Origin of the sequence: Melaminivora alkalimesophila (assembly GCF_000282995.1) — a bacterium.
Taxonomy (GTDB): Bacteria; Pseudomonadota; Gammaproteobacteria; order Burkholderiales; family Burkholderiaceae_C; genus Melaminivora; species Melaminivora alkalimesophila.
Genome location: NZ_ALEE01000473.1, coordinates 1 through 23,376 on the forward strand (window position 1 = coordinate 1; position 23,376 = coordinate 23,376).

Below are 23,376 nucleotides of genomic sequence, written 5' to 3' on the forward strand. Positions count from 1 at the left end.
ACACTCCTGCCGCTACAGTCCAGTCGCCCAACGCCCCTTTGCATCGTTTCGGAGCTTGCCATGGCCTTCTTTTCCCGCCGCCGCCTGCTGGCCTGCGCCGCAGCAGCCACCGCCCTGCCAGCCACCGTGCCCACGTGGGCGCAGGTGGGCAGCTCCAAGACCCTGCGCGTGCTGGTGGGCTTCCCGCCGGGGGGCGGCACCGACGTGATCGGGCGCCTGCTGGCCGAAGGGCTGCGCGAGCGGCTCGGCACCAACGTGGTGGTGGAGAACCGCCCCGGCGCGGGTGGCCAGATCGCGGCGCTGGCGCTCAAGAGCGGGCCGGCCGACGGCTCGCTGCTGTTTCTCACGCACGACCACACCATCTCCATCCTGCCGCAGGTGGTCAGGAACGCCGGCTTCGAGCCGGAGCGCGACTTCGTGGCGGCGGGCGGCTTTGCCACCTTCGTGAACGCCTTCGCGGTCTCGCCCGGCACGCCGGCGACGGGCTTTGCGCAGTACGTCGAATGGGTGAAGCGCCAGCAGGGCGGCAAGAGCGCCGTGGGCATTCCCGCGCCGGCTTCCACGCCCGAGTTCCTGGTCAAGCTGCTCGCCCAGCGCCATGGGCTGGATCTGGTCTCCGCGCCCTACCGCGGCAGCGCGCCGATGATCGCCGACATGCTGGGCAACCAGATCCCGGCCGGCATCGGTTCGGTGCAGGACTTCATCGAGAACCACCGCGCCGGCAAGCTGCGCGTGGTGGCGGTGCTGGGCAACCAGCGCCAGGCGGCGCTGCCGGACGTGCCGACCTTCGCCGAACTGGGCATGGGCGGCTTCGAGGACACGCCTTACTACGGCTTCTACGCCCCGGCCGGCACGCCCGAGGCCTTCCTGACGCGCTTTTCGCAGGCACTGGCGCAGGTGCTGGCCCGGCCGCAGGTGCGCGAGCAGCTCATCGCCATGGGCCTGACGGTGGATTTCATGACGCCAGCGCAGCTGGCCGAGCGCGAGCGCGCCTACACCCGCGTGTGGAAGCGCATCATCCAGGACAGCGGCTTCACGCCGCAATAAGGCGCTTCGCCATCCCGTCCCGGCGGGCAGGGCCGCCGGGGCATGCCTGCACCGCCGTGCGCGGCGAATCGTGAAAGGAAGAGCGCATGTCCGCTTTCGCCGCATCCCGCACCGCCAGGATCGCCGCCCTCCTGGGCCTGTGGCTCGCTGCCGTGGGGGCGGCCCAGGCCCTGTCGGTCACCAGCCTCTCGCCGCAGGGCGAGGTGGCGCGCGTGCGCCAGGTGGTGGCGAAGTTCGACGGGCCGGCGGTGCGCTTCGGCGACCCGCGTGCGCCCGCGCCGTTCACGGTCTCCTGCAGCGATCCGGATGCCGCGCGCGGCACGGCCCGCTGGAACAGCGACCGCGAATGGGTGCATGAGTTCGCTGCGGACCTGCCCCCGGGCGTGCGCTGCAGCGTGGATGCCGTGCGGGGCTTCCGCTCGGCTTCGGGCGAGCGGCTGTCGGGTGCGCCCAGTTACCGCTTCCACACGGGAGGGCCCTTCGTGCAGGACGTGCGTCCCGGCACTTGGCAGGACATCGACGAGGAGCAGGCCTTCGTGCTGCGGCTCAACGGGCCCGCCACCCCGACCAGCCTGGCCGAGCACGTCTGGTGCGTGGCCGACGGCGTGGGCGAGCGCATTCCCGTGCGCCTGATCGAGGGCCAGGCACGCGCGCAGCTTCTGAAGGCGACCCGCCAGGCCGAAGCCGCCGGCAAGGAGCCCTTGCGCTACGCCACGCTGTCCTGCGCGCGGCGCCTGACGGCCGGCAGCCGCATGGAGCTGGTCTACGGCAAGGGCGTGGCCACGCCCAGCGGCATCGCCAGCAGCGTGGAGAAACGCTTCGCCTACCAAGTGCGCAAGCCCTTTGCGGTGGAGTTCTCCTGCGAGCGCGAGAATGCCCAGGCCGCGTGCCTGCCGATCCGGCCGATGCGCGTGTCCTTCAACGCGCCCGTCCCGGCCAAGCTGGCGCGCGCCATTCGCCTGCGGGCTGGCGACCGGGCGCTGGAGCCCCGCATCGAGGGCGAGGAGGACGGCCGCCGCCTGCCGGACGATGCGCCCGTGGAGGGCGTCAGCTTCCCGCCGCCCCTTGCGGTGCAGGCCCGCTACACGCTGGAGCTCCCCGGGGGGTTCGCGGACGATGCGGGCCGCGCACCGGCCAACGCACAGGATTTCCCGCTGGCCGTGGCCACGGGCGACATGCCGCCGCTGGCCAAGTTCGCCGCGGCGCCCTTCGGCATCGTGGAGCGTTACGCCGAGGGGCCGGACGGCCCGGCGCTGCTGCCGGTCACGCTGCGCAACGTGGAGGCGCAGCTGGCCGTGCAGGGCCTGCAGCCGGGCGTGGCCCGGGCCGACGGCAGCAAGGTCCACACCCTGCAGCCGGAAGGCGACCAGGACATCATCGCCTGGCTGCGCCGCGTGGAGCGCTACGACGGCTTCACCGTCGCGCGCGAGCAGGCGCTGCGCGAGGTGCGCAGCCCGCTGCCCCAGGCGCTGCAGGACGGCGACCAGGACCGGGTGCAGACCCGCATGCTCTCGCTGCTGCAGGGCCAGCGCGGCGTGACCACGCTGGAGCTGCCGGCGCCCGCGGCGGGCGATCCACGCCCCTTCGAGGTGGTGGGCATCCCGCTGCCGCCGGGTTTTTCCGTGGTGGAAATCGCCTCGCCCCGCCTGGGCGCCGCGCTGCTGGACGAAGCGCACGGCGCGCAGCGCACCATGTACGTGCGCACTACCGCGCTGGTCACCAACCTGGGCGTGCACTTCAAGCTGGGGCGCGAGAACGCCATGGCCTGGGTGACCACCCTGGACAAGGGCCAGCCCGTGGCCGGCGCGCGCGTGCGCGTCTCGTCCTGCGACGGCACGGAGCTGGCCAGCGCGCTCACCGACGCGCACGGCATCGCGCGCCTGGCGGGCCTGTCGCCCGATGCGCCCACCTGCCAGGGCGAGGACGCGTGGCGCAGCGCCTACTTCGTCAGCGCACGCGCGGGCGATGACCTCGCCTTTGCCTGGAGCGACTGGCAGCGCGGCATCGAGCCCTGGCGCTTCAACGCGCCGACCAGCAACCAGGCCCAGCGCGACGAGGTGGCCCACACCATCTTCGACCGCACGCTGCTGCGCGCGGGCGAGACCGTCTCCATGAAGCACCTGCTGCGCAGCCAGGGCAGCAAGGGTTTCGGATTGCCGGACAGCCGGCCCGCGCAGCTGACCATCACCCATGTGGGCAGCGGCCAGGAGTTCACCCAGCCGCTCGCCTGGCGCGCCACCGCCACCGGCGGCCTGAGCGCCGAGAGCGCATTCCAGGTGCCGCCGGCCGCCAAGCTGGGCTTGTACCAGGTTCGCCTGGGCGGCAACGGGGAAAACCGCCAGGCGCGCTCCTTCGACAGCGGCAGCTTCCGCGTGGAGGAGTTCCGCCTGCCGGTGCTGGAGGGGCGCATCGCCCCGGTCGGCAAGGACGCGCTGGTGCGCGTGCGCAGCCTGCCGGTGGACGTGCGGGTGAACTACGTCTCGGGCGGGCCGGCTGCGCGCCTGCCGGTGCGCGTGTCAGCCATGGTGCGCGAGCGCGGCGCGCAATTCGATGACTTCGCCGAGTTCAGTTTCCGCGGCCCGCGCAGGCAGGCGCAGGACAGCGACGACGAGGAGCCTGCCGCGCGCGAGGACACGCGCGTCATCGCCGACAAGCTGGCCCTCACGCTCGACCAGAACGGCGCGGGCCGTCTCACCATCGAGGAGCTGCCGCAGTCGCCCCAGCCGCAGGAGCTGGTGCTGGAGGCCACCTACGCCGATCCGAACGGCGAGGTGCAGACGCTGCGCAGCACGCGGCCGCTGTGGCCGGCCGCGGTCATCGCCGGCATCAAGACCGAGGGCTGGGTCTCCAGCGGCGGGCGGGCGCGCCTGCAGGCGCTGGCGCTGTCGCCCGATGGCAAGGTCCGCGAGGGCGTGCCGCTGGCCGTGCGTGCCATCGCCCGCACCACCACCACCAGCCGGAAGCGCATGGTTGGGGGGTTCTACAGCTACGACAACCGCGTGGAGGCGCACGACCTGGGCACGGTCTGCTCCGGCAAGAGCGACAGCCGTGGCCTGCTGCTGTGCGACGTGAAGCTGGACAGGCCGGGCGAGATCGAGCTGGTGGCCACTGCGCGCGACAGGGAGGGCAACGAGGCCGAGGCCGCCACGTCGGTCTGGGTGACGCGCCGCGGCGAGCTGTGGTTCGGCGGCGAGGACCACGACCGCATCGACGTGCTGCCCGAAAGGAAGAGCTATGCGCCCGGCGAGACCGCCCGGCTGCAGGTGCGCATGCCGTTTCGTTTCGCCACCGCGCTGGTGGCGGTGGAGCGCGAGGGCGTGCTCGACACGCGCGTGGTGCAGCTCAACGGGCAGGATCCGACCATCGAGCTGAAGATCGAGGAGGGCTGGGCCCCCAATGTGTACGTCAGCGTGCTGGCGCTGCGCGGGCGGCTGCGCGAGGTGCCCTGGTACAGCTTCTTCACCTGGGGTTTCAAGGCACCGCGCGAGTGGTGGAACGCTTTCCGGCACGAGGGGCGCGAGTACGTCGCCCCCACGGCCATGGTGGATCTGGCCAAGCCCGCCTACCGCTTCGGCATGGCCGAGTTGAAGGTGGGCGCGGCGGCGCACCAGATCGCCGTGCAGGTGCAGGCGGACCAGGACAGCTACCCCGTGCGCGGCAAGGCACAGGTCACCATCTCGGCCACGCTGCCGGGCGGCAAGCCCGCCGCCGGCGCGGAAGTCGCGCTGGCCGCCGTGGACGAGGCGCTGCTGGAGCTCATGCCCAACACCAGCTGGAACCTGCTGGAGGCGATGCTCGCGCGCCGCGCCTGGGGCGTGGAGACTTCCACCGCGCAAATGGAGATCATCGGCCGGCGCCACTATGGCAAGAAGGCCGTACCGGCAGGCGGCGGCGGCGGGCGGGCGCAGACGCGCGAGCTGCTCGACACGCTGCTGCTGTGGCAGCCGGCGATCCAGCTCGATGCGCAGGGCCAGGCCAAGGTGACGGTGCCGTTGAACGATGCGTTGACCACCTTCAGGATCGTGGCCGTGGCCGACGCCGGCACCGGTCTGTTCGGCACCGGCAGCACCCGCATCCGCGCCACGCAGGACCTGCAGATCGTCAGCGGCCTGCCGCCGCTGGTGCGCAGCGGCGACCGGTTCCGTGCCCAGCTCACGCTGCGCAACACCACCGCCCGGGACATGCAGGTCGAGGTCGCGCCGCGCGCCACGCTGCTGCAGCTGGCGCCGCAACGGGTGGACATCCCGGCGGGGGAGTCGCGCGAGGTGGGCTGGGAGGTCGCCGTGCCGGATGAGGCGGGTGGCCTGCGCGCCCAGGTGCTCTTGTGGGAGATCGAGGCGCGCGACACGGCCGGCGGGGCCGACGGCGCGCGCGATGCGCTGAAAGTGAGCCAGCGCGTGGTGCCGGCGGTGCCGGTCACGGTGCAGCAGGCGACGCTCGCGCAGATCGACGGCAGCCTGCAGCGCGAGGTGGCGCCGCCCGCCGGGGCGCTTGCCGGGCGCGGGGGTGTGGGCCTGGCGCTCACGCCGAAGCTGGCCGAGGGCCTGCCGGGCGTGCGCGACTGGTGGGCGCGCTACCCCTACACCTGCCTGGAGCAGCAGGCCAGCCGCGCCGTCGGCCTGGGCGATGCCGCGCTGTGGCAGGGCGTCGTTGCGCGCCTGCCGACCTACCTGGACGAGGACGGGCTGGCGTATTACTTCCCGCCGTCCGCCGGGAACAGCCGCCGCGGCAGCGACACGCTCACGGCCTACCTGCTGGCCGCCTCGCACGAGGCTTCCAGCCTGCACCCGGAATTCGCGCTGCCGCCCGAGGTGCGCGAGCCCCTGGAGCGGGGGCTCGTCGCCTTTGTCGAAGGCCGCATCCAGCGCGACTTCTGGAGCCCGCGCAAGGACCTGGACCTGCGCAAGCTGGCGGCCATCGAGGCCCTGTCGCGCCATGGCAAGGCCCAGGCGCGCATGCTGACCAGCCTGACGATCGCGCCCAACCAGTGGCCCACGCACGCCGTGATCGACTGGGTCAACGTGCTCCAGCGCGTGGACGGCATCCCCGAGCGCGCGCAGCGCCTGGCCGAGGCCATGCAGATCCTGCGCGCGCGTCTGTCCTGGCAGGGCAGCCGGGCGGTGTTCTCCACCGAGCAGGAAGACAACTGGTGGTGGCTGATGCAGGGCGGCGACGCCAACATGGCGCGCCTGCTGCTGGCGGTGCTCGACGACCCCGCCTGGCGCGAGGACCTGCCGCGCCTGGTGGGCGGCTTCATCGCCCGCCAGCAGGGCGGCGCCTGGCACACCACCACCGCGAACCTCTGGGGCGGCCTGGCACTGCAGAAGTTCAGTGCCCGCTTCGAGGCCACGCCGGTGGCCGGCACCACACGCGCCAGCCTCGGGCAAGCCAGCGCCAGCGTGGACTGGTCGCAGGTGCGCCGCCTGACCAGCGCCGACCCGCAGGGCGCCGCCCACCAGGGCAGCGCCTTCGGCGCCCCGGCCTCGCCCGGCAACCTGACGGGCAACCGGGTGCTGCTGCCGTGGGGCACGGGCGCGCAGACCCTGGAGGTGACGCACCAGGGCCCGGGCAAGCCCTGGCTCACGCTGCAGTCGCTGGCCGCCGTGCCGCTGACTTCGCCCTTCGCGGCGGGTTTTGCCATCCAGAAGAGCGTGGTGCCCGTCGAGCAGGCCGACAGGAGCCTGCCCGCCGGCCAGTACGCGCGCGGCGACGTGCTGCGCGTGACGCTGGAAGTGACCAGCAGCGCCGACATGACCTGGGTGGCGATCACCGATCCCATCCCGGCGGGCGCCACCATCCTGGGCAGCGGCCTGGGCCGGGATTCGGCGATCGCCACCCGGGGCGAGGAGCGCGAAGGTGCGGGCTGGCCGGCCTACGAGGAGCGCAGCTTCGAGGCCTTCCGCAGCTACTACGAATACCTGCCCAAGGGCAAGGTGATGATGCAGTACACCGTGCGGCTGAACAACGCGGGCACCTTCCAGCTGCCGCCCAGCCGCGTGGAGGCGCTGTATGCGCCGGAGATGCACGGCATGACCCCGAACGCGGGCGTGACTGTCGTGCAACCGTGAAGGAGGCCCACGCTGGGAGCGCGGCTGCTGTGAAGTGACTCCCTGCCGGGCAGGGTGGCGAGGCGCTGCCGGGCAGGGCGTTGGCCCTTAACATGGACCCCCCAGACCTGCGCTTGCCCGTGCGCGTCCTCCTCGCCCGCCTGCCGCAGCTGTCCCCGCCCGTCCTCGTCGATGCCCTCGTCCCTGGTTCTGCTCCTCGTCCTGGCCCTCTTTGGGCCGGCGGCCTGGGCCCTGCCCACCTTCGAGGAGGTCAAGGCCGATTTCCGGCCGTCCGATGCAGTGCTGCTCTCGCGCGAGGGCGAGGCGATCCAGCGGGTGCGGCTGGACGGCAGCGTGCGCCGCGGGCAGTGGGTGGAGCTGAAAGACATCTCGCCGGCGCTGCGCGCGGCGCTGGTGTTGAGCGAGGACCGGCGCTTCCATGAACACAGCGGCGTGGACTGGGCGGCCGTCTCGGCCGCCGCCTGGGCCAACCTCTGGAACCGGCGCACGCGCGGCACCAGCACCATCACCATGCAGCTTGCCGGCCTGCTCGACAGCGACTGGCGCAGCAGCCCAGGCGGGCGCAGCGTTCCGCAAAAGCTCGGCCAGGCGGTGGCCGCGCAGGTGCTGGAGCGGCGCTGGCGCAAGGACCAGATCCTGGAGGCCTACCTGAACCTGGTGCCGTTCCGCGGCGAGCTGGTGGGCATCGACGCCCTGGCCCGCACGCTGTTCGCCAAGGCGGCGCACGGCCTGGACGAGCGCGAGGCGGCGGTGGCGGCGGCGCTGGTGCGTGCGCCGAATGCGCGGCCCGAGCTTGTTGCGCGCCGCGCCTGCGGGGTGCTGCGCGACATGCGCCAGGGGCGGGGCGGGGCGGCGGACTGCACCGCGCTGGACCTGTTCACGGCGGGCGCCCTGCAACGGCGCGCCTGGGGCGCGAGCGAGGGGATCGCGCCGCACTACGCGCGGCAGTGGCTGCGCGCGGCCGGCGAGGAGGCGCTGCGGCGGGGCGAACGCACGAGCTTGAGCGCCCCGCTGCAGCGCATGGCGATCGAGACGCTCGCGCGCCACCTGCGCGAGCTGGCGGGGCAGAACGTGCAGGACGGCGCGCTGGTGGTGCTGGACAACGCCAGTGGCGAGGTGCTGGCCTGGGTCGGATCTTCCGGGCCCTTGAGCGCGGCGGCCGAGGTGGACGGCGTGCTGGCGCTGCGCCAGCCGGGCTCGACGCTCAAACCCTTCCTGTATGCCCAGGCGATCGCCGAGCGGCGGCTGACGGCGGCCTCGCTGGTGGAGGATTCCAGCGCGCACATCCCGACGGCCAGCGGCCTGTACATCCCGCAGAACTACGACCGCCGGTTCAAGGGCACCGTCTCGGTGCGCACGGCGCTGGCAGCCTCGTTGAACGTGCCGGCCGTGCGCGCGCTGGTCATGGTCACGCCCGACGCCTTCTTTGGGCAGCTGCGCCGCCTGGGGCTGCCGCTGCCCGAATCGGGTGGCTACTACGGCTACAGCCTGGCGCTGGGCAGCAGCGAGGTGCAGTTGCTGCACCTGGCGAATGCCTTCCGCGCGCTGGCCAACGGCGGGCGCCACGCGCCGGTGCGGCTGCGCATGGCGGGCGTGGGCGATCCGCCCCCGGCAGCGGTGCAGGTGCTCGACGCCGGGGCGGCCTTCATCGTGGGCGACATCCTGTCGGATGCCAACGCGCGGGTGCGCACCTTCGGGCCGGACAGCATCCTGGCCACGCGCATCTGGACCGCCGTGAAGACCGGCACCAGCAAGGACATGCGCGACAACTGGGCCTTGGGCTGGTCGCAGCACTACACCGTGGGCGTGTGGGTGGGCAACGCCAGCGGCGCGCCCATGCACGACGTGAGCGGCACCAGCGGCGCCGCGCCCATCTGGGCCGAGCTGATGCACGGGCTGCACCGGGACGTGCCCAGCCATGCGCCCATGCCGCCGGCCGGGGTGGTGCGGCAGGCGGTGCGTTTCGGGCCGCTGCCGGAGGGCGGCTGGATCGAGGGACCGCGCGAGGAGTGGTTCCTCGCGGGCACGCAGCAGGCGCTGTTCGCCCTGGACAGCGCGCCGGCCGGGCCGCCTGTCGCCGGTGCGCGCAGCCCTCTGGCCGGGGGCGGGGAGGGTGGTGACGAAGCGCCCGGCGCGCGCATCGCGGCGCCGGCGCCCGGCACCATCGTCGCGCTCGACCCGGACATCCCTCCGGCCTACCAGCGCCTGCAGTTCAGCGCGCAGGGCGGCCAGCCCGGCCAGGCGCTCGCCTGGCGCATCGACGGGCGGATTGCGGGCCGGGGCCGGCAGTGGGCCTGGCCGCCGTGGCCGGGGCGCCACCGGGTGCAGCTGGTGGATGGCAGCGGGCGCATGCTCGACGAGGTGCGCATCGAGGTGCGCGGGGCCGGCGTGCGCGAGGGCCGGCGCTGAGGGGGCAGCTGCAGGCACGCCAGGAAAGCAACCATCTTTCGGGAGCGCCGCCCGTCGCTCGCGAGCGCCGCGCCCGGCGGCACAATCCACCGCATGCACATCCCGGGCGCACTGCCGCGCTGTCCTGCGCGGTCTCTCGCCGTGTGCCGTTCGTCCGACCGTCCATCGAGGAGCCGCCGTGCCCGACCTCTCCAAGATCACCACCATCGAAGACCTGCGCCGGATCGCCGAGCGCCGCGTGCCGCGCATGTTCTACGACTATGCCGACTCGGGCTCGTGGACCGAGACCACCTACCGCGCCAACGAAAGCGATTTCACGCCCATCAAGCTGCGCCAGCGCGTGGCCGTGAACATGGAAGGGCGCAGCACTGCCACCACCATGGTGGGCACGCCTGCGCGCATGCCGGTGGCGATCGCCCCGGTGGGCCTCACCGGTATGCAGCACGCCGACGGCGAGATCCACGCCGCGCGCGCCGCCGAGAAGTTCGGCATTCCCTTCACGCTGTCCACCATGAGCATCTGCTCGATCGAGGACATCGCCGCGCACACCAGCGCGCCGTTCTGGTTCCAGTTGTACATGATGCGCGACCGCGACTCCATGGCGCGCATGATCGCGCGCGCCAAGGCAGCCGGCTGCAGCGCCCTGGTGCTCACACTCGACCTGCAGGTCATCGGCCAGCGCCACAAGGACATCAAGAACGGCCTGTCCGCCCCGCCGCGGCCGACGCTGGCCAATATCCTGAACCTGATGACCAAGCCGCGCTGGTGCCTCGGCATGGCGGGCACGCAGCGGCGCACCTTCCGCAACCTGGTGGGCCACGTGAAGGGCGTGTCGGACATGAGTTCGCTCGCCGCCTGGACCAATGAGCAGTTCGACCCGCGCCTGTCCTGGGCCGACGTGGCCTGGGTGAAGGAGCAGTGGGGCGGCAAGCTGATCCTCAAGGGCATCATGGTCGAGGAGGACGCGCGCCTGGCCGTGCAGCACGGCGCAGACGCCATCGTGGTCAGCAACCACGGCGGGCGCCAGTTGGACGGCGCGCCGTCCGCCATCCACGCGCTGCCAGCCATCGTGGATGCCGTGGGCTCGCAGACCGAGGTGTGGATGGACGGCGGCATCCGCAGCGGCCAGGACGTGCTCAAGGCCTGGGCGCTGGGCGCGCGCGGCACCATGATCGGCCGCGCCATGGTGTATGGCCTGGGCGCATTCGGCGAGGCGGGCGTGACCAAGGCGCTGCAGATCCTCCACAAGGAGCTGGACGTGACCATGGCCTTCTGCGGCCACACCAACATCCAGAACGTGGGCCGCTCCATCCTCGTGCCCGGCACCTATCCCACCGCGCCGCAGAGCTGACGCGCACTATTGTTTTAATAGCTGCTGGCGCTTGGTAGATAAGCGCTGGCGGCTGATTTGGCTTCGGGTATCAGGATGGCCATCGCCATGGGCTGAGGCGCCCCTCGCCAATCGCAGGGGCTGCGCGGCGATGGCGCTGGCTATGCTCGGCGGCGCATGACCTCCTCCCTGACCGCCGTTGCACCCTGGCTCTGGGTGCCCGTGGTGCTGTTTGCCGCGCTGGCGCAGACCGTGCGCAACACCGCGCAGCGCTCCCTGACCGCCGAGCTGGGCACGCTGCCCGCCACGCTGGTGCGCTTTCTCTACGGCCTGCCGTTTGCCGGCCTGTGGCTGGCGTTGCTGTACGCCTGGCCCGCGCAGCCGCCGGCCGTGCCGCATTTCAGTGCCGCCTACCTGGGCTGGATCGCGCTGGGCGCGTTCTTCCAGATCGCGGGCACGGCTTTCCTGCTGCTGGCCATGGCCGAGCGCAACTTCGCCGTTGCCGTGACCCTGTCCAAGACCGAGGTGCTGCAGGTGGCGCTGTTCGCCAGCGTGTTCCTGCACGAACTGCCCACGCCGCTCGCGCTGCTGGCGATGGTGGTGGCCACGCTGGGCGTGCTGCTGCTGTCGCTGCCGCCGCGCGGGCAGCTGCTGTCGCCTGCGGCCTGGCTGAGCCGCCCTGCGCTCTACGGCCTGGCGTGCGGCGCCAGCTTTGCGATCGCTTCGGTGGGCTTTCGGGGCGGGGCGCTGGCACTGGGGGCCGAGACGCCGTGGCTGTCGGGCGCCTGGGGCGTGCTGTTCGCGCAGACGCTGCAGACGCTGGGCCTGGGCGCCTGGGTGGCGCTCAAGACCGAGCGGGGCCTGGCGCCGCTGTGGCCGGCGTGGCGCATGTCGCTGGTGGCGGGCAGCATGGGTGCGGCCGCGTCGCTGGCGTGGTTCACCGCCTACGCCATGCAGACCACGGGCGCCGTGCGCACGCTGGGCATGGTAGAGGTGGTGTTCAGCTACCTGGTATCGCGCCGCCTGTTCAGCGAGTCCTTCACGCGGCCCGAGAAGATCGGCATGGCGTTGATGCTGGTGGGGTTGGTGCTGATCTGCCTACAGGGCGTGTGAAGAGAAACATCCCCTGAGTCGCTTCGCGCCTTCCCCCCGCTCTCGCATTGCCGCGCAATGCGGGCAGGGGGACGCCACCAGCGCGGCGGGGCGGCCCTTGCGCGGTGGCCCACGCCGGGGGGCGCGCCAGTTTCCTAGGCGGCACGACTCGCGCAGCGCGCGACAATTGCGGCCGTGACCGCTACTGCCTCTGATCGCCGCATCGCCCACCTCGACATGGATGCGTTCTACGCATCCGTCGAACTGCTGCGCTACCCGCAGCTCAAGGGGCTGCCCGTGGTGATCGGCGGCGGCCGCCGCCCGCAGGACGAAGCGCTGGCCGCTGCCTACGCCGGGCGGCCGGGGGATATTCCGGTGGCGGCGTTTGCGCTGCTGAAGGACTACGCGGGCCGCGGCGTGATCACCACCGCCACCTATGCGGCGCGCCAGTTCGGCGTGGGCTCGGCCATGGGGCTGATGAAGGCCGCGCGCCTGTGTCCGCAGGCCGTGCTGCTGCCGGTGGACTTTGCTGCCTACCGTCGCTACTCCAGGCTTTTCAAAGAGGTAATCCTCTCCATCGCGCCGGTCATGGAAGACCGCGGCGTGGACGAGGTGTACATCGACTTTACGCGAGTAGCGGGCGGCCAGCGCGACGGCGGGCGGGTGCTGGCGCGGCTGATCCAGAAGAGCATCTTCGACGCCACGGGGTTGACCTGCTCGATCGGCGTGGCGCCCAACAAGCTCATCGCCAAGATGGCGAGCGAGTTCAACAAGCCCAACGGCATCTCCATCGTGCAGCCAGGCGACCTGCAAGACCTGATCTGGCCGCTGGACTGCCGCAAGATCAACGGCGTGGGTCCCAAGGCCGAGGCCAGGCTGCTCGCCCACGGCATCCGCACCATTGGCGAACTGGCCCAGCGGCCGCTGCCGTGGCTGATGCAGCAGTTCGGGCGTTCCTACGGTGCCTGGCTGCACGACGCGGCCTGGGGGCGCGACGAGCGCCCGGTGGTCACCAAGAGCGAGCCCGTGAGCATGAGCCGCGAAACCACCTTTGACCGCGACCTGCACGCCGTGCACGACCGCGCCGAACTCGGCGCCATCTTCACCGACCTGTGCCAGCGCGTGGCGCAGGACCTGCAGCGCAAGGGCTACGCGGGCCGCACCATCGGCATCAAGCTGCGCTATGACGACTTTCGCGCCGTCACCCGCGACCAGACCATTGCCGTGCCCACGCATGACGCGGCAACCATCCGCCGCGTGGCGGGCCTGTGCCTCAAGCGCGTGCCGCTGGACCGGCGCCTGCGCCTGCTGGGGGTGCGCGTGGCATCCCTGGTGCCGGTGGCGCCGCACAGCGCCGACAGCATGCCGCCGGCGCGCAAGCAAGGCGCCACTGTGGGGCTTTTCTGACAATCAGGGGTATTGTGTAAATATTTGTGTCAGAAGAGGGGCACAATGGTCTGCACTGTTTCAACGCGGAATCTTTCATCGGCTTTATCTATGCGCGTCAACCTTCCCGTCACCAAGAACGAATACGATTTTCCGGCCGACGAACTGCTGATGTCGACCACAGATACCAAGGGGGTGCTGACACACTGCAACGCGCCCTTTGCCCGTGTGAGTGGCTTCACCATGGAAGAACTCATGGGCCAGCCGCACAACATAATCCGCCACCCGGACATGCCGCCCGAGGCCTACAAGGACATGTGGGCCACCATTGGGCGCGGCCGCAGCTGGACGGGCTTTGTGAAGAACCGGCGCAAGAACGGCGACTTCTACTGGGTGCAGGCCCACGTCACGCCCATCATGCGCGAGGGCAAGCCGGTGGGCTACCTGTCGGTGCGCACCAAGCCCACGCGCGAGCAGGTCCAGGCCGCCGAGGCCTTGTATGCACGCGTCAAGCAGGAGCGCGAGTCTGGGCGCCAGACCATCCGGATGCACGCCGGGGGCGTGCGCAGTACCAGCATGTGGGACCATCTGCGCAAGCGCTACCGCGCGGGCCCCACGCTGCGCCTGGCGGCCATGCTGCTGCCGCTCATGCTGGTGTCGCTGGTGCCAGGCTGGATGGGCTGGAACGATGGCATGGCCGTGGCCCTGCACACCCTGGCCTGGCTGGTGACGGCGGGCCTGGTGCTGGCGCGCTACCACGTGGGCATGACCCTGCCCATCCGCAGCCTGCGCCGCCTGCTCAACAGGATGGCCGCTGGCGACCTCACGCACCGCGAGCCCGAGCTGCCCATGACCCATGTGCTGGGCAAGGTCATGGCGCGCGTGCAGCGGTTGCAACTCAACATCCGGGCCGTGGTGGGCGATGCGATGGAGGAGATGGAAAAGTTCAGTGCGGTGTCGGTCGAGATGGCGCAGAGCGCGCTGGATTTGTCCGGCCGTGCCGAATCCCAGGCCAGCAGCCTGGAAGAATCTGCCGCGGCCATGGAGCAACTCTCTGCCACGGTGGAAAACTCCAACGAGGCCGCACAAAAAGTGGTGCGCGAGAGCCACCACAGTGCCGAACTGGCGACCCAGGGCGGGCAGGCGGTGGCTCAGGTCAGCCAGGTGTTTGGTGCCATCGAGCAGTCTTCGCGCAAGATGGGGCAGATCATCTCGACCATCGAGGGCATCGCCTTTCAGACCAACATCCTGGCGCTCAATGCAGCCGTCGAGGCCGCGCGTGCGGGTGAGCAGGGGCGTGGCTTTGCCGTGGTGGCAGGGGAGGTGCGCAGCCTGGCGCAGCGCTCGTCCGAGGCCGCCAAGGAAATCCAGGCGCTCATCAACGAGTCGGCCAGCAACATCGGCCGCGGTGCGGGCCTGATGCAGTCGGCCAGCAAGACCATCGAACAGGTGGTGCAGTCGGTGGCGCACGTCAATACCCTGATGGGCCAGATGGGTGTCGCAGCGCGCGAGCAGGCAGAGGGCATCTCGCAGGTCAACGAGGCCGTCACCCTGCTCGATCGGGACACCCAGCAGAACGCAGCCTTGGCGGAACAATCGGCCGCAGCATCCCGCGTCATGAGTGACAGTGCTGCCGTGCTCGGGCGCACATTGGAAGTCTTCCGCGTGCGCTGAACTTACTGACGCGCGGTGCGGACGTTCTTGGGCATCGCCTGCGGGTGGCTGGTGCGCCAGGGGTTGATGTCCAGGCCCCCGCGGCGCGTGTAGCGCGCATACACCTCCAGTTTGATGGGCTTGCAGCGCGTCCACAGGTCCATGAAGATGCGTTCCACACACTGCTCATGGAATTCGTTGTGGTTGCGAAAGCTGACGATGTATTGCAGCAGGCCTTCCTGGTCTATCTGCGGGCCGGTGTAGCGAATCTGCACGCTGCCCCAGTCGGGCTGGCCGGTCACCAGGCAGTTGCTCTTGAGCAGGTGGCTCACCAGCGTCTCGGTCACCGGGGCCTCGTCATGGCGGGCGGCCAGCAGCTCGGGCGCGGGCTGGTAGCGCGTGCATTCCACGTCCAGGCGGTCCAGCAGCAGGCCGTCCAGCTCGTGGATGGGCTCGCGGTCGAAGGCCTCGGGCAGCAGCAGCGTCACGCCCACGGTGCCAGGGTGCTCAGCGCCGCGCCACACGGCCTCGCTCACGTCGGCGCGGATGCGTGTGCGCACTTCGGCCTCACTGGCAAAGCGGGTGTTGTTGAAGCTGTTCAGGTACAGCTTGAACGACTTGCTCTCGACGATGTGGGGCGTCTCGCAGGGAACGGTGATGTGGGCGAGGGCCACCTGCGGCTTGCCGCGCAGGTTGAGCCAGGACAGCTCGAACGCCGTCCACAGGTCCGCGCCGAAGAAGGGGGCGCTGCCGTCGATGCCGATCTCGGCGCGCTTGTCCGCGCGCGGGATGGGAAACAGCAGCGACGCGTCGTACTGGTCGGCATAGGCCGAGGCCTTGCCGAGCTGGGAGTGTTCCGGGGTGTTCATTGTGTGCTATGGATTGGATAGCTGCTGGCGCTTGTCGAATAAGCGCTAGCGGCCCATTTCATTTGAATTCCCGTTCGCGCAGCCATTTGGTGGCGATCCACTTCTCGCCCTCGATCACCGAGGCGCCGCCGTGCAGCGTGCGCGTGCTGGGGTGGGGCCGTTCGTAGCTGAAGAACACCGCATTGCCCTGGCGCGGCGCCACTTCCAGGGGCACGTCGGGGAAGGTGGTGCCGCCGCCCTTGAGCGGGTTGTTCAGGTAGATCACCAGCGTTGCCACGCGCTGGCCGCCGCGGCGCACGATGGTGGAGGTGCCGGGCTGGTCGGGGTCGAAGTAGTCGTAGTGCGGCTTGTATTCCGCGCCGGGGCGGTAGTGCAGCACCTGCAGGCCTTCGCCGTTCTGGATGGGCCAGCGCACCAGGCGGGCGATGCGCTCTTCCAGCCGCTGCACCACGGGCGTCTCGCCGCGCTGAAAGAACATGCCGTCGCTGGTGCGGTCCGCGTTCACCTCTTCGCCGCCGGTGGTGGTCTGCACGGTGAGCGAGCGTGCCATGCGTGGCTGTGCGGCATCGATGATGGCCTGGCATTCCTCGGGCGACAGCAGGTTGCCGAACAGCACCACGCGCGGGTGGGCCATCGACATCAGCACCTCGACCTGGCGGTCGCCCACGTCGATGAAGAGCGGCGCGTCGGCGATGTCGGGCTCGGGCACCGGCACGGCGGGCGGCAGGCCTTGCGGCTGCGCCGCGCCGTCCAGATGCGCACGCAGTACCTCCTCCACCGCGCGCACGGCAACGCTATCGGCCCAGCCCGCGTTGCGCATGGCCTCGATCAGTGCGGGCGTGGCGATGCCGGCGCCGGACTGGTCGAGGATCCACTGGCGCAGCTCGGGCGTAACGGACTGGGAGGAGGCGAAGCTGTGATCGGGCATGGGCTTTCGTTGGGGCAGGGGTTTCAGGTGCGCTTGAGGCCCAGCACCTGCAGTTCGGCATCGCTCAAGCGCGACAGCACGTCGCTGCGCAGCGTCTGCAGGCGCTGGTGGTGGCGAAAGTCCAGGTCTACACCCTGCAGCGGCTGCACGCCGTCGGACGCGAGCGCATACGCCTCGCCGGCCGTCTCGTTCACCAGCAGCCACATGCGCCGCACCTGGCCTCGCTGGCCGCCATGCGTGTGCTGGGCGGCAAACGCCTCCGCGTCGGCGCGCCGCGTGAAGGTGGCTTTCAGGAATTCTTCGCGCATGAACGTGATCCACACGCCCCAGCCTTCGCGCACGGTGGCCTCGAAGGGCTGGTCGATGGCTTGGGTGGCGGGGTAGTGCGCGGTTTCGACGGCGTGGTTCATGGGGGGCGTCCAGGAAAGGAGGGGAACCTGTCTAGCTGCCGGCGGCGTGGCGGCGGAACACGAGCCGGTCGGGCTGGGACGAGGCCGGGTGGAAAGCATAGCCTTCCAGGTCGAATTCCTCCAGCCGCCGCGGGGTGGCCGCGCGCTGCTGAATGGCCCAGCGCGCCATCAGGCCGCGCGCGCGCTTGGCGTAGAAGCTGATGATCTTGTACTGGCCGGCCTTGTGGTCCTCGAACACGCATTCGATCACGCGCGCCTTGAGCACCTTGCGGTCCACGGACTTGAAGTACTCCTGCGAAGCCAGGTTGACCACCACCGGCGTGGCGTCCGCGGCCAGGCGCTGGTTCAGGTGTTCGGCGATGCGCGCGCCCCAGAACTGGTAGAGGTTGGCGCCGGCATCGGTCGCCAGGCGCGTGCCCATCTCCAGGCGATAGGGCTGCATGCGGTCCAGCGGCCGCAGCACACCGTACAGGCCGCTCAGGATGGCGACATGCTGCTGCGCCCACTGCAGGTCTTCGAGGGAGAGCGACTGTGCCTGCAGCCCTTCGTACACGTCGCCGTTGAAGGCCATCACCGCCTGGCGCGCGTTGGCGGCCGTGAAGCGCGGCTGCCAGGCCGCATAGCGCGCCACGTTGAGGGCGGCCAGCGGGTCGCTGATCGACATCAGCGCGGCCACTTCCTGCGGCGACTTCTCGCGCAGCACCGCGATCAGGCGCTGTGCGTCGGGCACGAACGCGGGCAGCGTGTGCGGCAGGCCGGCGGGCAGGGGGGTGTCGTAGTCCAGCGACTTGGCGGGCGACAGCAGGAACAGCACGGTCATTACTCCCAATGTGCGAGCTGCCGTGGCTATCAGCTGAATATGCCTCTAAGGCTTATCCATCAAGCGCCAGCAGCTCATTTATCGATAGCGTAAACGCCACCGGGGGCATGATGCCCCCGGTGTTCTGCCATGGCGCGGGCTTAGGCGGCCGCGTTGTCCTGGTCGAACGGCAGCTGCATCGCACCCAGGTCGCGGCGGGTTTCCACCAGCACCAGCGGACCTTCATCCAGCACCACCACGGGCGCGCGCTCGCGCGGCACGTGGACGGGCTTGGGCTCGGCCGCAATCGCGGCCTGCGCGGCGGCGATCTTCTGGGCGTCGGAATTCACCCATTGCAGGCCCGAAGCCTGCGCCACCTGCTGCAGCGTGTCCACGGGCAGCGTGAATGCCTGCACGCGCGGCATGCCGCCGGTTGCCGGCGCTACCGCGGTGGCAGCCGGAGCCGGTGCGGGCACAGGTGCCGCTGCAACGGGCGCGGGCGCCGGTGCGGGGGCTGCCACGGCGGCCGGGGGCGGCGTCACTGCGGCAGCGGCTTCGGACGCGGCCTGCGGCGTTGCCGCCGGGGCAGATGCCGGAGCGGAGGCGAAATAGCTGCGGCGTGCGGGGGCGGAGTCTTCCTCGGCCGCCGCAGCGGGAGCGGGGAGGTCCAGGTCCATCAGCGGCGCGGCAGGCGCTTCGGCATCGGCACCGGTGGCGCTGGCCTCGGCATTGCGCGGGCTGCGCTCGCCACGTTCGCGGCGGTCGCGTCCATAGCGGTCGCGCGAACGGCGCTCGCGGCGCTCCTCGCCGGCGGGGGCTTCGGCGCCGGACGTACCAACTTCAGCGCCGGACAGGTCCAGGTCCGGCAATGCGGCCAGGGGCGCAGTGTCGGCAAAGTCGGCGCCAGCGGCGGGGGCGTTGGCGTCGATGGTGCGCGGGCCGCGTTCGCGGCGCTCGCCGCCGCGCTCACGGCGCTCGCCTCGTTCACCCCGTTCGCGGCGTTCACCGCGCTCGCCGGTGCGTGCCGAGCGCTCCTCGGTCACTGCCACGTCGGCATCGGTCGTGACCGGGGTGTTGGCCGGGTCGGCCGCAGACTGCATGGGCGGCTGTGCGTTGCGCTCACCGCGCTCGCGGCCGCCACGGCCTTCGCGCGGCTCGCGGCGGCTCTCGCCTTCCGCGCGCTCGCCACGGCGTTCGCCGTCGCGGCCATTGCGTGGCTCACGCGGTTCGCGGTTCTCGCGGCCCTCGGCGCTGCGCTCGCCGCCACGGCCTTCGCCACGGCGGCCGCGGCCTTCGCCGCCTTCGCGGTTGCCATTGCGCTCACCGCCACGCTCGCCGCTGCGTTCACCAGTGCGTTCGCCACGGCGACCGCCGCGCTCACCGCGACGCCCTTCGCCGCGTGCGCCGGGTTCCGCGGGCGTCTGCGCGGGGGCGGCCACAGGTGCGGGCGCGGGTGCGGCGCCAAAGCCGAACAGGCTCTTGATCCATGCGAAGAAGCCCTGCTCGGGCGCAGGTGCGGCGGCCGGGCGCTGGGGCGCAGGCGTGGGGGCCGTTGCCGGGCGCTGCTGGCCCTGGCCCTGCGGGCGCGTGGCGCCGCGGGCGGCGCCTTCGGGGCGCGGCTCGGCCACAGGGGCCGGTGCGTCGGGCAACACGCCCTTGATCACGGGCGTCTGCTTGTTGGTGGGCTCCTGCGAGCGGCGCGTGACCTTGGTCTGGTCTTCCTCCACGTCGGCCAGCTTGTAGCTGGCGTCCAGGTTTTCCAGGCGCGGGTCGTCGTGCTTGAGGCGCTCGAGCCGGTAGTGCGGCGTGGCGAGCGACTTGTTCGGGATCAGCACCACGGAGACGCGCTGCTTGAGCTCGATCTTGGCGATCTCGGTGCGCTTTTCGTTCAGCAGGAAGCTCGCGACCTCCACCGGCACCTGGCAATGCACGCCGGCCGTGTTGTCCTTCATGCACTCTTCCTGGATCATGCGCAGCATCTGCAGCGCAAAGCCTTCCGTGTCGCGCACGTGGCCGGTGCCGTCGCACAGCGGGCAGCGGATGTGCGCGCCCTCGGACAGCGAAGGCTTCAGGCGCTGGCGGCTCATCTCCAGCAGGCCGAACTTGCTGATCGAGCCCAGTTGCACGCGGGCGCGGTCCTGGCGCAGCGCCTCGCGCAGGCGCTGCTCCACCTCGCGGCGGTTCTTCGACTCCTCCATGTCGATGAAGTCGATGACGATCAGCCCGCCCAGGTCGCGCAGGCGCATCTGGCGCGCCACCTCGTCGGCGGCCTCCAGGTTGGTGCGCGTGGCGGTCTCCTCGATGTCGCCGCCCTTGATGGCGCGCGCCGAGTTCACGTCCACGCTGACCAGCGCCTCGGTGTGGTCGATCACGATGGCGCCGCCCGACGGCAGCGTCACGGTGCGCGAGTAGGCCGACTCGATCTGGTGCTCGATCTGGAAGCGCGAGAACAGCGGCGCGTCGTCGCGGTAGCGTTTCACCTTGGACGCGTGCTCGGGCATGACGTGCTGCATGAACTGCTGCGCCTGCTCGTAGATGTCGTCGGTGTCGATCAGGATGTCGCCGATGTCGCTGTTGAAGTAGTCGCGGATCGCGCGGATCACCAGGCTCGATTCCTGGTAGATCAGGAAGGCGCCCTTGCCGGCCTTGGCGGCGCCGTCGATGGCGTTCCAGAGCTTGAGCAGGTAGTTCAGATCCCACTGCAGCTCGGGCGCGGTGCGACCGATGCCGGCGGTGCGCGCGATGATGCTCATGCCCTTGGGGTATTCGAGCTGGTCCATCGCCTCCTTCAGCTCGGCGCGGTCCTCACCCTCGATGCGCCGCGAGACGCCGCCGCCGCGCGGGTTGTTGGGCATCAGCACCACGTAGCGGCCGGCCAGGCTGATGAAGGTGGTGAGCGCCGCGCCCTTGTTGCCGCGCTCTTCCTTGTCCACCTGGACGATCAGTTCCTGGCCTTCCTTGATGGCCTCGCTGATGCGCGCCTGCGACGGCGAGACGCCCTCGGCGAAGTACTGCTTGGAGATTTCCTTGAAGGGCAGGAAGCCGTGGCGGTCCTCGCCGTAATCGACAAAGCAGGCCTCCAGCGAGGGCTCGACGCGCGTCACCACGGCCTTGTAGATGTTGCCCTTGCGCTGCTCGCGCCCTTCGATCTCGATCTCGTAGTCCAGCAGCTTCTGGCCGTCCACGATGGCCAGGCGCCGCTCCTCGGGCTGCGTGGCGTTGATGAGCATCCGCTTCATTGATGCGTTTCCTTCGTTGTCTTGCGTATCCATGCGCCGGGGCAGGGGGCCACAGGGGGCCATGCACAGGCGTCATCACCGGCCCTTCGGGAAGGGCCCAAGATGCCGGGGCGGACGCGCCGAAACGGACGGGACGACGGATGCCTTCGGGCTGCGCGAAAAAGGCGCAGGCACGGGGCGCCTGCGCGGGGCTCAACAGCCGCGCAAGCGAAGAGGAGGGGCGTGGATGGGGGCGAGGCGCAGCGTGCGCCGCCACGCGACCGGGGGTCGCGCGGGGGGCACGGTGCGGGTGGGCACAGCCGCGGGCACGCATGGCCAGGGCAGGAGCTCACGCCCCCGCCACAGCGACACGATCCATGCCAGAAGCAGCCCCATGATTTCGCTTTGATCCGCCGGGCACCGTGCCTTGCAGAGAGGCAAGACAGGCACGGGAAGGCCGGCGCCGACCTGAGATATCCGTATTCAGTGTTTCGATGAGTCAGCCCGCCGTGCGCCGTGCGCGGCAGCCGGGAGAGGCGGCAGAAGGCCGCTCCGGAATGCGCACGACGCCCGTTGGCATCGACCAGCCTGCGCAGCGAACCGGGCCACGTCCGTTAAAATCCAGACGGATCAACCACTTACACATTCGTCGCGCAGGTGAAACAGATTATAGGCGGCAAAGCGGCCGCAAGGGGCGCGTCCGCGCAAGGGCAGGGCGCTGCCGCCGTGCGCATTCTCCAGGTCGATGGCGAGTCCGCCGGTCAGCGCCTGGACAATTTCCTGCTGCGCCACCTCAAGGGCGTGCCCAAGACCCACGTCTACCGCATCATCCGCAGCGGCGAGGTGCGCCTGAACCGCGGCCGCGCCAGCGCCGACGCCCGCGTGGCGGCGGGCGACCAGGTGCGTGTGCCGCCGGTGCGCATGGCGCCGCTCCAGGAAGAAGACGGAGCGCGTGCCGCGCCGCCGCGCGAATTCCCCATCCTGCTGGAGGACGAGCACCTGATCGCGCTCGACAAGCCGGCCGGCGTGGCCGTGCACGGCGGCAGCGGCGTGAGCTTCGGCGTGATCGAGCAGTTGCGGCGGGCGCGGCCGGGGGCGAAGTTCCTGGAACTCGTGCACCGGCTGGACCGGGAAACCTCCGGCATCCTGCTGGTCGCCAAGCGCCGCTCGGCACTGACCCAGTTGCAGGAGCAGTTCCGGGGCCGCTCCACGGGCAAGACCTACCTGGCGCTGGTCGCTGGGCAGTGGCCCGAGGCGCGGCGGGTGATCGACACGCCGCTGCACAAGTACCTGCAGGCCGACGGCGAGCGCCGCGTGCGCGTGACCACCGCCGACGACCCGGACGCCATGCGCGCGCTCACCCTGGTGCGCGTGCGCGAGCGTCTTGCGCCGCGCCCGGCCGAGGAGCTGCCTGCCATGTCGCTGCTGGAAGTCACCATCAAGACCGGCCGCACGCACCAGATCCGCGTGCACCTGGCCAGCAACGGCCACGGCATCGTGGGCGACGACAAGTACGGCGACTTCGACCTCAATCGCCGCGTCCACAGGCAGGGATTGCGCCGCATGTTCCTGCACGCCTGGCGGCTACAGTTCGACCATCCCGCCACCGGCGAGCGCACCACGCTGCACGCCGAGCTGCCTGCCGACCTGTCGGCCTTCCTCGCTCCTTCGGCCCCTTGAGCCCCTCGGGCATGGGCCACCGCCGTCCGGCATTCCAACGTCCCTCCGCTTCGTCCCGATGTCCGCTTCCGCCCGCCGCCGCTTCGACCTGATCGCCTTCGACTGGGACGGCACGCTGTTCGACTCCACCGCCATCATCGTGCGCAGCATCCAGGACGCGGTGCGCGACGTGGGCGGGCAGGTGCCCACCAGCGAGGCGGCGGCCTGGGTCATCGGCATGGCGCTGCCGCAGGCACTCGCACACGCCGCGCCCGACGTGCCGCCGGAGAAATACACCGAGCTGGGCAACCGCTACCGCTACCACTACCTGCAGCACCAGGACGACGTGAGCCTGTTCCCGGGCGTGCTGCCGCTGCTGGAGATGCTCAAGGGCCGCGGCCACCTGCTCACGGTGGCGACCGGCAAGAGCCGGCGCGGACTGGACCACGTTCTGGGCGCCGTGCAGCTGCGCGGCATGTTCGACGGCTCGCGCACCGCCGACGAGACC

At 70.9% G+C, this 23,376-nt stretch carries 14 protein-coding genes; 9 read left to right on the top strand and 5 right to left on the bottom strand.

What is annotated here, in order from left to right:
• The first annotated feature begins 60 nt into the window (after positions 1 to 60).
• The 7 genes from A612_RS09135 to A612_RS09165 all read left to right on the top strand — a co-directional run bounded on the left by A612_RS09135 (position 61) and on the right by A612_RS09165 (position 15,006).
• Positions 61 to 1,047, top strand: a complete 987-nt coding sequence (locus tag A612_RS09135; RefSeq protein WP_019374192.1) for a Bug family tripartite tricarboxylate transporter substrate binding protein — start codon at positions 61 to 63, stop codon at positions 1,045 to 1,047.
• 86 nt (positions 1,048 to 1,133) lie between these two features.
• A complete protein-coding gene (locus A612_RS09140; RefSeq protein WP_019374193.1) occupies positions 1,134 to 7,115 on the top strand; it encodes an alpha-2-macroglobulin family protein in 5,982 nt (1,993 codons plus the stop codon).
• 171 nt (positions 7,116 to 7,286) lie between these two features.
• Positions 7,287 to 9,524, top strand: coding sequence for a penicillin-binding protein 1C (gene pbpC / locus A612_RS09145; protein ID WP_019374194.1), 2,238 nt, complete (start codon positions 7,287 to 7,289; stop codon positions 9,522 to 9,524).
• 178 nt (positions 9,525 to 9,702) lie between these two features.
• Entirely contained in the window at positions 9,703 to 10,875 is a 1,173-nt protein-coding gene (locus tag A612_RS09150; RefSeq protein ID WP_019374195.1) for an alpha-hydroxy acid oxidase, read from the top strand.
• A gap of 156 nt (positions 10,876 to 11,031) precedes the next feature.
• Entirely contained in the window at positions 11,032 to 11,967 is a 936-nt protein-coding gene (locus A612_RS09155) for a DMT family transporter (RefSeq protein ID WP_019374196.1), read from the top strand.
• 216 nt (positions 11,968 to 12,183) lie between these two features.
• Positions 12,184 to 13,353 (top strand): Y-family DNA polymerase, encoded by a 1,170-nt coding sequence (locus A612_RS09160; protein WP_019374197.1) that lies wholly within the window; start codon positions 12,184 to 12,186, stop codon positions 13,351 to 13,353.
• Between the two features lie 90 nt (positions 13,354 to 13,443).
• Positions 13,444 to 15,006 (top strand): methyl-accepting chemotaxis protein, encoded by a 1,563-nt coding sequence (locus tag A612_RS09165; RefSeq protein WP_019374198.1) that lies wholly within the window; start codon positions 13,444 to 13,446, stop codon positions 15,004 to 15,006.
• Positions 15,007 to 15,008: 2 nt separating this feature from the next.
• On the opposite strand, the gene queF is transcribed toward A612_RS09165, so the two are convergent.
• The 5 genes from queF to A612_RS09190 all read right to left on the bottom strand — a co-directional run bounded on the left by queF (position 15,009) and on the right by A612_RS09190 (position 21,230).
• Positions 15,009 to 15,854, bottom strand: a complete 846-nt coding sequence (queF, locus tag A612_RS09170; protein WP_019374199.1) for an NADPH-dependent 7-cyano-7-deazaguanine reductase QueF — start codon at positions 15,852 to 15,854, stop codon at positions 15,009 to 15,011.
• A gap of 58 nt (positions 15,855 to 15,912) precedes the next feature.
• Entirely contained in the window at positions 15,913 to 16,782 is an 870-nt protein-coding gene (locus A612_RS09175) for a 2OG-Fe(II) oxygenase (protein WP_019374200.1), read from the bottom strand.
• Positions 16,783 to 16,805: 23 nt separating this feature from the next.
• Complete coding sequence (locus A612_RS09180) at positions 16,806 to 17,192, bottom strand: hypothetical protein (protein ID WP_019374201.1); 387 nt, start codon at positions 17,190 to 17,192, stop codon at positions 16,806 to 16,808.
• A gap of 31 nt (positions 17,193 to 17,223) precedes the next feature.
• Positions 17,224 to 18,006 carry a peroxide stress protein YaaA gene (gene yaaA, locus A612_RS09185; protein WP_173370366.1) on the bottom strand — a complete coding sequence of 261 codons (783 nt, stop codon included), beginning with the start codon at positions 18,004 to 18,006 and terminating at the stop codon, positions 17,224 to 17,226.
• A 146-nt stretch (positions 18,007 to 18,152) separates the two neighbouring features.
• Positions 18,153 to 21,230: an Rne/Rng family ribonuclease gene (locus tag A612_RS09190; RefSeq protein WP_019374203.1), complete on the bottom strand. Its 3,078-nt coding sequence runs from the start codon at positions 21,228 to 21,230 to the stop codon at positions 18,153 to 18,155.
• A 636-nt stretch (positions 21,231 to 21,866) separates the two neighbouring features.
• Between A612_RS09190 and A612_RS09195 the strand changes: the two genes are divergently transcribed.
• Positions 21,867 to 22,889, top strand: coding sequence for an RluA family pseudouridine synthase (locus tag A612_RS09195; RefSeq protein ID WP_040436479.1), 1,023 nt, complete (start codon positions 21,867 to 21,869; stop codon positions 22,887 to 22,889).
• A 58-nt stretch (positions 22,890 to 22,947) separates the two neighbouring features.
• Positions 22,948 to 23,376, top strand: a 429-nt coding sequence (locus A612_RS09200) for an HAD hydrolase-like protein (RefSeq protein ID WP_019374205.1), incomplete at its 3' end; no start/stop codon positions are given.